Source organism: Chlorogloeopsis sp. ULAP02 (assembly GCF_038404745.2).
In the GTDB taxonomy this organism is placed as follows: Bacteria; Cyanobacteriota; Cyanobacteriia; order Cyanobacteriales; family Nostocaceae; genus Chlorogloeopsis.
Map to the genome: position 1 here is coordinate 237,573 of NZ_JAYKTT020000005.1, position 11,818 is coordinate 249,390.

Genomic DNA, 11,818 nt, shown 5'->3' on the forward strand with positions numbered 1-11,818 from the left:
GCGAGAAGACGCTAGCTAACGCAACGCCTGACGGCGAACGCGTCTACCGCGTCTACGTGTCTACTGCCCTCTGCCTTCTACTTATTGCCTTTATATTTCTAGCCAATCACTCAATTAGCTATTGATAAAATTTCTCTATTAATACTTACTTGCCGATCGCCGCTATTCCTAGTAGAGTTATATGTAATTGAAAATAAATTTCAACAAATTCTGAATGAGGTAAATAGACGAGTATCAGCCAGCCAAATTACGTAAATGCAATTTTCCTCCTCTGACCGAGCCTAGCCTAAAAATATTAAATCTAGTGGAGGGCGCGTCCTGACGCTCTATTTGCAGCCGCTGTATATCCAGTTGAGTACAGCGGTTTTACTTTATCTTGCTTATGTGAGATTCAATAATTAATTTTATTTTTGTGCTAAAAATGAAAAAAATTATTATTAGCTGTCAAAAGTTCCAAGGAGTTTTCAAATGAAGTTGACAATCAAGCCGGAAAATATCTTGGAGGCGATCGCACTCAATAGCCGCAAGGAACTGCAACCTTTTCTCTTGGGTATGCTCGGCATGGGAGTTAGCCAGGTTTTAGTGACTGCCATAGGAATGAACGTGTTCGATGCTCTGCAAGACAATCCTAAAACGGCTGCTGAATTGGCAATACAGATGGATTGCGATCCTCACGGAATGCAAGTTTTACTAGAAAGCCTGGATGGCTTTGGTTTTCTGAAGCGACAAGGGCAGCACTATCAACTTACCCAAGATTCTGCTCGTTGGCTGACAAAGTCGGGTGGGTTAATTTATGACTTTCTCAGGTTAGGTGGCGACATTAGTCATCAATTGGTGTTGCTAGAGAAGGATATTCGCACTGGCGAAGTTCCCAATTTTCACTTCAATCCTCAATCTGCCACCTGTTTTGCAAACTACTACACTATGCTCAAAAGTAGTGGGCAGCAAAGCGCCCCAAATATTCTCAAGTGGGCAAAGCTCAATCCACCCCCCAAGCGCTTGCTAGATGTAGCAGGCGGCCCCGCAGAATACAGCATAGCATTTTGTCAAAAGTATCCAAACTTGAAAGCCGATATCCTGGATTTACCCAACGCAATCCAAGCAGGATTACCCCAAATCGAACAGGCAGGATTAGGCGATCGCATCCAATACATTGAAGGTAATTTACTGGAGACTGATTGGGGCAACAATTACGATGTTGTATTCCTCTCGAACATCCTCCACTGCCTTACAGCCGAGCAGTGTGAAATCGCACTCAATCAGGCATTCCAAGCACTGCATTCAGGCGGTACCGTATTGATTAACGACTTATTTCATCCTGGCGAGCAGGGAAAACTCTCTTCGCCAATTAGCCTGTTCTCCCTTATCTATTATGTTACTTGTGGTGGACGTATTTGGCCACAACCTACGATTTTGGATTGGCTAACCAAAACGGGTTTTCATCAGATTCGCATAAGTAAGTATAGATTGGCTTTATTTGTATCAGCACAGAAACCTTAACTCTAAATCAGCAATGCCCATAAAAAACAAACAAACCTGTCTCTCCATAATAGGGGAGATTGCCTGATCTAGGGATGGGATTTGTAGTAAACCTTTGAAAGATGATTTGGCGATCGCTACTGGCGAGTTTTGCATACTTTTACAATCTATGAGCCAGTAAACTTCAATCACTCCACCGTGTTTTCTAGATGAAAAATATCAACAACGTAAAACGCTCATACTTGTATACGCTGTTGATATTGGAAACAGTTTATAGTTTACGTATGATGTCTTTTCCGTAAGATTAGGAAATTGCAGTGGCAATCTCAAGAATCTCTGACTGTATATCGCTAAGTGAACTGCAAAATCCAAACAAACGCGAGTGAAGCTATGCTAGAAGCTCGCGTGACTCAACGTAAATATTACTTGCCGACAAAATAGGAAACAACTCAATCATTGTGTAGTGAGGAGCGCCGTGAGAAACCAGTTTTTAAGCTGATTTGAGGCTGCTATTTAGGGACTCTTAGTAGGAGTGGCAGCAGGAGTAACAGGTGCCTTAGTAGCAGCGTCAGTCGGTTCACCAGGTGCTGGAGTGGTAGTAGTAGTACCATCTTGAGCATTTTCACATGCTCCAAGCGCTGAAGCTAAACCTAGCAATAAAGCAAAACCAAGAATTTTTATTTTCATAACTCCTCTTTCACCAAAAATTGGCACAATTTTGAGCTTCGTTGACTACGATACCTCATTTGTTGCTTTTTTTTAATTATTTTATATCAAAGATTTAAAGCTGATTTTGGATTTTGGAGTGCAGATTCGGTATATAGTCGCAAACAACTTGATTTTAGGACGGCATAGGTAAGATTGCCAAAATGGCTAATAAAATCGTCAAATATACCAAAAGATATTATCTTTATGTAAACTATTGCTCTTGCTGTTCAGCGTTGCCATACTTTTAGATGCGATGCTTAAATGCTAAAGTATCCGTTTAAGGTTCAAAATTGCCGCAAGTAATATCCACATTAGATGCAAACATTAGTGTAGCTATCTAGACTCAAAACAAGAGAGTAGGGTGTTATTCGTAGCTAATTGCCCAAAAAGCAATTGTCAGTTGAACCAAAATAGACAATCAATTATTCAATAAAACTTCAATTTTTTACCTAAAAATAAAGATTATGGCTGTTGCTCGTAAATCAGATGTTTCTACAAAGCGCAGTTGGTTCCGGCGGCAAGGTTCTCTATTTGGAGGAAGCACCACTAGAGAACAACAACTCAAATCACTTAGAACTACTACAGAAAAAGCTCTGTCAACAACAGTTTCCTCTCAAAGGCAAAAACGTTCATTGCAAAATGTATCGGTGAGTGCAACCCAGTTCAAAAATAATGCAGGTGCAGTCACAACTACTACTGTTTCTGATTTAAGCAAACAAGGCTCGGCACCTTTATGGTTACTGCGCTTGTACACTTTATATCGTCACTCTTCAGTGATGACATTTTTACTGGTAGCAGCCATGCTCGTAGTTTATGGTTGGACGGTTTATTCTCAGCAAATGTGGAGTCAGGCATACCGGAAGTTGCAAACTTTACAGCGTGACGAACGACAATTGACAACAAATAACGAAGTACTAAAAAACCAAATGGCACAGGAAGCACAAACATCAGCAGCAGGATTGGTAACACCTTCTCCTGCCGGAACAGTGTTCTTACGTCCAGCACCTGAGAGTTCAAATCCCGTCGTGCCTAATGTAACTCCCAATTCTGAACTACAACAGCAAAAACTTACACCACTAGGATATTAAAGTCATTAGGGTGAAATAAATTGCTAATGACCAAGGATAGTCCTTATGCAGAAGTCACCAACCAGAAAAGTCAGGCAAAGAAAGCGTTCTAGCACTAGAAAAAGATTTTTTTCATCATTTTTCTCTAAGTTTATAGTACAAACATCGAAGGTTAACTCTCGGTTGTTCATCGTTTGGGCTGTATTGGTTATTGCTGCGTTTGGCCTAGCTGTTAATTTGTACAATCTACAAATTATACGCGGGCCGAAGCTTACCCAGAGGGCGCGAAACCAACAGATGGTTAATTTGCGACTTTTTGTGCCTCGTCGCCCGGTAGTAGATCGGAATCGAGATATGTTGGCGATGGATCGACCTGTATATACAATGTATGTTCATCCCAAGCTATTTGATAAATCTAATCAAGAAATTGCCAAGCTACTTGCTCCGATTATGGGTAAGGATGCTGCGGAGTTAGAAACAAAGTTTGAAAGTAAAAAAAGTGGTATCTTACTTTCCTCTACCCTGCCAGAAGAAGTTGCCGATCGCATTTATTCATTACGTTTAAATGGCATAGAGTTAACTCAAAGATACTCTCGATTTTATCCGCGACAAGATTTGGTAGCAGAAGTAGTAGGCTATGTAAATGTTGACCGTCGCGGTCAAGCAGGTGTGGAGTATAGTCAAGAGAAGTTACTGGAACGTTCTTTAAAAACAGTACGCCTCAGTCGTGCAGGCAATGGGGCGTTGATGTCAGATCATGCTCCAGAGGGTTTTCTGCATTTTGATGATTTGCAACTACAACTGACTATTGACAGTCGCCTGCAAAGAGCAGCTCGCAATGCATTACAAGAGCAGATGGACAAATACCATGCCCAAAGGGGAGCGGTAATTGTAATGGATGCGTGGGATGGTTCTTTGCTGTCATTGGTTTCTTTACCCACCTATAATCCTAATCAATACTCTAAAGCCAATGTCTCACTGTTCAAAAACTGGACTGTAGCAGATTTATACGAACCTGGTTCGACTTTTAAACCTTTAAATGTGGCGATCGCCCTAGAAGCAGGAGCGATTAAATCTGAGGATACATTCAACGATCCTGGTTTTATTAAAGTAGCCGATCGCACCATCAGAAATGCCCAAAATAAAAGTTACGGGCAAATCAATATTGCCCAGATTTTGCAACATTCCAGCAATATTGGCATGGTGCAAATGATCCAACGCTTGCAGACTCCTGTTTACCATAGTTGGCTAGAAAAGTTGGGGTTGGGGCAAAGCCTCAATACAGATTTACCTTTTGTTGTCGCTAGCCAACTTAAAAGTCTAGAAAAATTTGCTGCCTCGCCCGTAGAAGCAGCAACTACCTCCTTTGGTCAAGGTTTTTCCTTAACACCTTTGCAATTGGTACAATTACACGGAGCCTTAGCTAATGGTGGAAAAATCGTCACACCCCATGTAGTAAAAGGTTTGATAGATAGCAAGGGGCAAATACATTACACTCCTTCTTATGCAGCGCCACGCCAACTGTTCTCACCTATTACTAGTCAAAAAGTTGTAGAAATGATGGAAACAGTTGTCGCCAATGGTACTGGTAGAGTATCACAAATTTCGGGATATCGCATTGGAGGCAAAACTGGCACCGCCCAAAAAGCTGGTAGCTCTGGTGGCTATATCAGTGGTGCAAAAATTACTAGTTTTGTGGCTATCCTGCCTGTAGAAACACCGCGCTATGTAGTACTGGCATTAGTAGATGAACCAAAAGGCGCAAATGCTTATGGTGGTACTGTGGCTGCTCCAATTGTCAAAGCAGTAATGGAAGCATTAATTACTATTGAGCAAATTCCACCCAGTCAATCAATACAGTAGTCATTTGTTAGTAGTTAGTAGTAGGGGCGGGTTTTATTGATCATCTTGCCGTTCAAACAGATAATTTCTCTTCTAAACCCACCCGGTAGTCGCTACAATGCTTAACCCGCGCAACGCGAGGGTTAGTTGTCTCCTCCTCTCCCACTCCCCGCGTCTGGATATCCCCTTGTCCCCCCCTCTCCAGATAGTACATATTTATTGATTCTCCCCTGCTCCCTTAGGTAGAATCTTTAATCGTAGTGCTTAATTGTTCTTTACAACCCAGGGGAGAGGTAGAGAAAACTACTAAATGGAAATCTAGGTATATAAGGTGAAAGTTATCAACACCGATTGCAAAGAACCAAAGATTCCATGCAGAGCAATTTAGTTAAATTACCTCCTCCTACTGCGGAGGGAAGCTTACCAATAGGGGTAACAGAAGTTACTATTTATGATCGTGGTGAGCAGCAATTTATAGAACTGCTGATTACAGACAACTTAGATCAAAAACTTGATAGAGAACCCTCACTTGCCAGTGAATTTGAGAGTGCGCTTTCTATAGGAATTCGTGCTGCTTATCACAATGGTTCTGGTGATGATAAGGCTCATCTTTTTCTCCAGCGTATACTGTATCGGATTAATCGCTTAAACCTTTTTTGGTATGACGATTTGCGGCACTATACTAATGAGCGATCGCTCTATCTATACAAGGTGCGTGATCAAATTGAGGCGGCTTGGCAAGAATGGGAAATAGCAAAAATCGATGTGGCAGCCTTACAGCAGTTAGATGTCAAGCAAGCGCTGATTGAGCGTACCGCATACGATTTAGAGCCACCTTTATCAGCAGGAAGCCGCTACATTCGTGAGGAAATGACAGAAATTGGCTATCGTCATTTATTAGCGATCGGCTCATTTGATGGGTTAGTTGAGGGCAGTCGTCTTTCCCGTATTCTTGGTGGTGCTGCTAATCCAGTCCAATGTACTCTTGTAAAGGTATTACTGGAAGAGTACGGTAACGGTCGCTTCTCTCGCAAGCATTCTACATTTTTTGCTCAAATGCTAGCTGAGTTTGGCATGAATACCGAACCAGAAGGATACTTCGATTTAGTACCTTGGGAGGTTTTAGCCTGTGCCAATCATAACTTTTTACTGACTGAGTGTAAGCGTCATTTCCTGCGTTATAGCGGTGGTTTAACCTATTTTGAGGTTGCAGGGCCTTCTGCTTACAAAAATTATCTTACAGCTGCCCAACGTTTGGGATTGTCAGATGCGGCGATGGGTTATTGGGAACTGCATATTCGAGAAGATGAACGTCACGGGCGCTGGATGTTAGATGATGTGGCTTTGCCTTTAGCAGAATTGTACCCCAATGATGCGTGGGAGCTAGTGCTGGGATACGACCAAGAAAAGTTAATGGGCGATCGCGCCGCCGAAGCGGTTGTGCAATCAATACGCCAAGTAGAACAAAACACTCCACTCGCTTCAGAAACACAACATCACTAATCCTAGATTTCTAATTTATTTAATTTGTCTTTATTCCTTTAGTCAAAAATTCTCTACTAAAGGAGTAATTTTTGCTTGTGAATGAGATGTATGCCTTACCAAAATCTAACTCATTGTAATACTCACACAAACATATGAAAGATATATTTTTTTGTCCGGAAGAGTCTAATTTCTACTCTAATTGTTTGGAAAACTTTGCATTGAGAAATTGTCAAAAATCTGAATGTATTGTGGAATTTGGTTCAGGAGATGGCACTCCAGTTATTAATTCGCTACTTAGAAACAGATTTGATGGCATTATACATGGATTTGAATTAAATACTTCTGCTTGGAAGGTTGCTAATTCAACCATTGATGAATATAATCTGGGTCAAAAGTACGTAGTTCATAATTCATGTTTATTTAGCTCTTCTAATCTCAAAGCTGACTATCTTGTAGCCAATCCGCCCTATCTACCTGCACCAGATCAAGATATTTATATGCCACTTTTATTCGGAGGTATAGATGGAGCTACTGTTACCAATAACCTTTTGTTATTAGGTTATGAAAAAGCTTTACTTTTAATCTCTAGCTTCTCTCATCCACAAAGTACGATTAATCATGCCAAAGCCAATGGGTATCATGTTAGTAATTTCATAGTCTTACCTTTGAAATTTGGCTACTACAGTTCTGAGCCAAAAGTCAAAAAACACATAGAAGAATTACGCAAAAACAAAATGGCGTTTTATTCTGGAGATTATTACTACCTAGCTGGTGTTTTATTTACAAAGTCCCAGGAAGAACTAACTACAATTGATTTATCGAAAGAGTTAATGCAATTACTCACAAGCCTGTAGAGATTAACTCTTGTGTTTTTGAGAATAATTCTGACAAACCCTGCAAGTGTAATTTTTGGGTTCAAAGTCACGACAGCCTATTGCTTCCTCTGTACAAGCATTTATAGGATGTACTGTACATTTCAGGCGGTAATCATTTGTAAAATATTCACAACCAGAACAGGGAATTTCATGTAATCTTTTCAGATGATATATCCCTTTTTTAAAGGATAGGATAATAGTCCAAAAACTAAGAATTGAAATTCCCCAAGCACAGGTTGTAAAAAAGATTTTACTTAGCATGATTTGTCCTCAATTAGGTCTGAAAAAATAGCCTGCGACTAACTGCTAGAAACCGCAGGCAGAAAACAAGACCTTTCTAGGTCAAGTTCATAGATAGGGGAAAGAAAACTCAGCTTAAACTTGACGAGAACGCCAATAATGCCACGAGAAACCAGCAAGTGCCAATATACCTAAGCAAAACTGGATAAAAACAGACCAAAGACGGCGATCGCCATAAAATTCTTTGGGAAAAACAGTAGTGTTATGCTCCACAAAAATGGCAGAAATAAAAGCCATAAAAGCTAAACCAAGCAAACTATAAGCAAGAATATCCTCGCCATTTTCAATCGGTAAAATCCGTCTTACCCACGCAAAAGGTTGTACAAGAATGTGCCACACACCACCTAAAACTAGTATTAATCCAATCCAGATGTGGCCACCGATGACATCTTCTAGATTGTCAACACTTGCCATTCCTAATAAAGTCCAATGATTTTCTTTAATTCCAACTAAATAACCAAAGATTGTCATTGGATTAAGAGTGGGGTTGGCAATTAAGCGGACATCTCCCAGATGGGTGTCATAAATTCCGCCAAAAAACATTGCCTTTAATACCAGTAAAAATGCACCAAAACCTAGAATAATTAGGTGATTTCCCAAAATGAAACCTAACTTTTTTGGGTCATTCCATTCATAGTGAAATTTAGCAACTAATCCTCCGCCATTATGTAAAATTGCCGGAGCGCGAAAGATATGAAAAAGTCCACCTGCACCCAACACAGCAGATGCGACTAAATGCAAAATACCAATTACAAAATAAGGATAAGTATCGACTACTTCACCCCCAGCACCTACACCCCATCCCAAAGTTGCTAAATGGGGCAATACAGTAAAATTCTGCTCATACATTGGTAGGTTGGGAACAAAGTGCGTTACCTCTGAGATAGTAGTAGCTCCTGCCCAAAACATCATCAAACCTGCATGAGCAATGTGAGCGCCTAATAGCTGACCTGAGAAATCTATTAAACGAGCATTACCAATTAACCAGGGTAAAGTTGTGTCTGCTGCGAAGGTTTTATCAGTCGAAATTGCCACAATTGAATTCCTTTTTCAACATGGAATTTTGAACTTTAAGATTATGAAAAGGTACCGGGTAAATTTTTCTATCCCCAATCCCCAGTACCAGTCCTCAGTCACCTTTAAGATTTACGAGCTAGTCTCAACTACATCTAATGCTCTTTCCACTCGTTTAAAGTCAAAACCTATTGCTCGTAGAGCGTGCCAGAGATGTCCTTGTAGGAAAAAGAAAGCAAGGAAGAAATGAGCGTTTGCTAACCATGCTCTTGCGGTGTGATTCCCGTAGGGTAACTTGATAGTGTCAGCAAAATAGGGACACACTCCAAACTTGAGTTCTAAGGGAGCGCCATAAAATTCCACAGGATAAGCTAAAGTGTTGACTGCACAAAAGTAAGCTGCAACAAACCCTGCTAAGGCAATACCACCCAAAGAATAGGAAAGAATAGCTTCACCAGAAAAAATCAGGAGTTTTTTCGCCCAAGCAAAAGGTTCTGTCAGGATATGCCATATACCACCACCAATTAGAAGCAAACCTACATAGATATGACCACCGATTAAATCTTCTAAGTTGTCAACAGTGGCAAAGTGAGTCTGATAGCCAAAAATGACGAATGGGTTGAGGGTGGCATTGGTAACGACACGGACATCATGAGTTGTGGCATCGTACAGTCCACCCCAGTACATCGCTTTTGCCACCAATAACAAAGCAGCAGCTCCTAAGAAAATCAGGTGATGTCCCAAAATAAAGCTGAGTTTCTTTGGATCGTCCCATTCAAAATGAAATTTACGTGCTCGTCCTGTTGCATCTTTTAAGTTGCGAGGCCCTTTGAAAGTATGGAACAATGCACCTGCACCCAAAACAGCTGACGAAATGAGATGTAACGCTCCAATTACAAAATAAGGATAAGTATCAAATATCTGTCCACCTGCCCCCACACCAAAACCCAAGGTAGCTAAGTGCGGCAACAAAATTAGCCCCTGCTCACCCATCGGTACGTTAGGGTTGTATCGAGAAATTTCAAACCAAGTAAAAGCTCCTGCCCACAAAGTCGTCAGAGCGGCTTGTGCCACATGAGCACCAATGAATAAACCAGAAAGATTTGCAAAACGGGCGTTACCAGCCCACCAGTCATATTTGACGTTGGAATTACCGTAGGTTTGCATTGGTTAGCTGTTTACTCCTTGTTGATATTTGTAATCAAGAAAATACCTGCTTGTAAAAGAAGGCCATTTACAAGCAAGCTCTTTGCTCGGATATTGCAAGGAAAAATACTATGAGAGGAAAAACCGCTCTATGGCTTCTTAGATTTAGAAAGCCATAAATTATTTACAAACGGATCGTTCGTAAATGAAGATACACCCTGATTTATTGAAATCAAGAACCAATAGCTTGGACTTCAAAAATAAGTCTATTGAGAATCTATTCTAATAAGCAAGCGTATTTACAAAACTTAATATTTACTAGGTGAATGGAGAGTAGTAAGTTTTCTTGAACTGAACTAGCTGAAAACTCGGCAATATCGTAACTCTGTTAAAGACGCATCTCCACGTACATCTAGCTTAGATGCACCATCTGGATCAAATCCCAAGGCTGCATAAAACCGACGCGCTCTAGTATTGCTATCAAGTACCCAAAGAGTAATTTCATGAAATCCCTGAGCGAGAATATCTTGTATAGCTTGCTCTAGTACCACCTTGCCTAGCTTGCGCCCCCAGTGAGATGCCAGTAGATAAATCGCGTTTATTTCGGCGGTTTGATGAATATCTTTATCAGAGTCACGAGTCGCACCAAAATTTACGAAGCCAAAGATATTCTTGTCTGCAATTACCAGTGTTTTTGTCTTGCCTTGAGCTAATATCTTTGCCCAAATAGTCTCTCTGTGCTCTACGGTATAACTTTCTATTACTGATGCTGGAATTAAGCCATGATATGTTGATTTCCAAGACGCAACATGAACCTGAGCGATCGCAGCAATATCTATTTCCTCAGCTTCTCTAATAGTCCAAGATTTTTCCATTCCTTCAAAACCTTCTCACACTTGGTGGCAATGCTCAGTAATTTTTTACTACTGCGATTCTCGTTAGTTCCTTGCCTTCATAGCAGCCAGATTTACAATCATCTACTTTAAAGTTCCAAGCTCGTAAGATATCATCTACCCAAGGCTGTGAATGAGTGTCTTTACGAGAGCGGTAATCAGCTACCAAAACCTTGCCATTCGGCTGAACAAACAACTCTAGTAAGCGCCTAACAAAGCCTTCTCTCAAATCTTCAGGAACGTACAATAATTCAGTTCGGACAAAATCAAAATTGAGCGGTGGTACAAATGTCCAAGTATTACCAATAAAAATATTACTGGCGAACTTTGGCAATCTTTGCTTTGCTAAATCAGCAAGTCTTGTTGAAATATCCAAGCCATAAGGCTGAATTTTAATCCCTCTAGCAGCTGTCCATTGTAATAAGCACTCTAGTAAATAACCATTAGCACAGCCGATATCCAAAAAATTTCCGGGTTGATTTACACAATCAGCAATTGGCTTTCTACAAGCAATCCAGCGTTCGTAAGACCCAGAAAATCCTGATTGTTTCCATGGTTCAGTTTCTAATGTGTAAGCATTCTCTAGTAAAGTTTTATTAGCTACAAACCATGCAGATAATTCTTCTTGATTCATTTAGATAATAGTTCTCTTATACTTCGTGATGATATCTCATAATGCTAGGTGCAATGTATGAGTAATCTCAAGTTGGAAGCATGGGAAGAAAAAGTACTCAAAACTTACCTTGATGGTGTAAACCTTATCAAAATTCCCGCTACTCGCAAAAAACGCTTAGTCGTACTTAGATGGTTAGTAAGAAAATTTGAACAAAAAGTAACTTATACAGAACGTCAAGTCAACGAAATTATTGCCCATCATCATTCTGATTACGCAACTTTGCGACGCGAATTAATTGGCTATCAATTGATGGAGCGAGAAAATGGTTTGTACTGGCGATTACCAGCATCACTTTGGAAATCAGAGACTGAAATTATGAAGTCAACTCAATAA

13 protein-coding genes are annotated in these 11,818 nt (G+C 40.4%); 6 read left to right on the plus strand and 7 right to left on the minus strand.

The window, feature by feature from the left end; genetic code table 11:
• Positions 1-468: 468 nt before the first annotated feature.
• Entirely contained in the window at positions 469-1,500 is a 1,032-nt protein-coding gene (locus U2718_RS05030) for a class I SAM-dependent methyltransferase (RefSeq protein WP_341995625.1), read from the plus strand.
• Here the strand turns inward: U2718_RS05030 and U2718_RS05035 are convergent.
• Positions 1,483-1,635, minus strand: coding sequence for a hypothetical protein (locus tag U2718_RS05035; RefSeq protein ID WP_341995627.1), 153 nt, complete (start codon positions 1,633-1,635; stop codon positions 1,483-1,485). The genes U2718_RS05030 and U2718_RS05035 overlap by 18 nt on opposite strands.
• Positions 1,636-1,992: 357 nt before the next feature.
• Complete coding sequence (locus U2718_RS05040) at positions 1,993-2,166, minus strand: hypothetical protein (protein ID WP_341995629.1); 174 nt, start codon at positions 2,164-2,166, stop codon at positions 1,993-1,995.
• Positions 2,167-2,651: 485 nt separating this feature from the next.
• On the opposite strand from U2718_RS05040, the gene U2718_RS05045 reads away from it, so the two are divergent.
• Together U2718_RS05045 and U2718_RS05050 are read left to right on the plus strand one after the other, a co-directional pair.
• On the plus strand, positions 2,652-3,275 hold the full coding sequence (locus U2718_RS05045; protein ID WP_341995631.1) for a hypothetical protein: 624 nt from the start codon (positions 2,652-2,654) through the stop codon (positions 3,273-3,275).
• Between the two features lie 45 nt (positions 3,276-3,320).
• Positions 3,321-5,117, plus strand: a complete 1,797-nt coding sequence (locus U2718_RS05050; RefSeq protein WP_341995633.1) for a penicillin-binding protein 2 — start codon at positions 3,321-3,323, stop codon at positions 5,115-5,117.
• Positions 5,118-5,169: 52 nt separating this feature from the next.
• On the opposite strand, the gene U2718_RS05055 is transcribed toward U2718_RS05050, so the two are convergent.
• Positions 5,170-5,310, minus strand: coding sequence for a hypothetical protein (locus U2718_RS05055; protein WP_341995634.1), 141 nt, complete (start codon positions 5,308-5,310; stop codon positions 5,170-5,172).
• A 158-nt stretch (positions 5,311-5,468) separates the two neighbouring features.
• Between U2718_RS05055 and U2718_RS05060 the strand changes: the two genes are divergently transcribed.
• Together U2718_RS05060 and U2718_RS05065 are read left to right on the plus strand one after the other, a co-directional pair.
• Positions 5,469-6,599 (plus strand): iron-containing redox enzyme family protein, encoded by a 1,131-nt coding sequence (locus U2718_RS05060; RefSeq protein ID WP_341995636.1) that lies wholly within the window; start codon positions 5,469-5,471, stop codon positions 6,597-6,599.
• A 134-nt stretch (positions 6,600-6,733) separates the two neighbouring features.
• Positions 6,734-7,435: a class I SAM-dependent methyltransferase gene (locus U2718_RS05065; protein ID WP_341995639.1), complete on the plus strand. Its 702-nt coding sequence runs from the start codon at positions 6,734-6,736 to the stop codon at positions 7,433-7,435.
• Positions 7,436-7,831: 396 nt separating this feature from the next.
• Here the strand turns inward: U2718_RS05065 and U2718_RS05070 are convergent, their stop codons facing one another.
• The 4 genes from U2718_RS05070 to U2718_RS05085 all read right to left on the minus strand — a co-directional run bounded on the left by U2718_RS05070 (position 7,832) and on the right by U2718_RS05085 (position 11,443).
• Positions 7,832-8,791: a chlorophyll a/b binding light-harvesting protein gene (locus tag U2718_RS05070; protein ID WP_341995641.1), complete on the minus strand. Its 960-nt coding sequence runs from the start codon at positions 8,789-8,791 to the stop codon at positions 7,832-7,834.
• A 111-nt stretch (positions 8,792-8,902) separates the two neighbouring features.
• Entirely contained in the window at positions 8,903-9,937 is a 1,035-nt protein-coding gene (locus U2718_RS05075) for a chlorophyll a/b binding light-harvesting protein (protein ID WP_341995644.1), read from the minus strand.
• 335 nt (positions 9,938-10,272) lie between these two features.
• Complete coding sequence (locus U2718_RS05080) at positions 10,273-10,791, minus strand: GNAT family N-acetyltransferase (protein WP_341995646.1); 519 nt, start codon at positions 10,789-10,791, stop codon at positions 10,273-10,275.
• A gap of 34 nt (positions 10,792-10,825) precedes the next feature.
• On the minus strand, positions 10,826-11,443 hold the full coding sequence (locus U2718_RS05085; RefSeq protein WP_341995648.1) for a class I SAM-dependent methyltransferase: 618 nt from the start codon (positions 11,441-11,443) through the stop codon (positions 10,826-10,828).
• Positions 11,444-11,500: 57 nt separating this feature from the next.
• On the opposite strand from U2718_RS05085, the gene U2718_RS05090 reads away from it, so the two are divergent.
• Positions 11,501-11,818 carry a DUF2087 domain-containing protein gene (locus tag U2718_RS05090; protein WP_341995650.1) on the plus strand — a complete coding sequence of 106 codons (318 nt, stop codon included), beginning with the start codon at positions 11,501-11,503 and terminating at the stop codon, positions 11,816-11,818.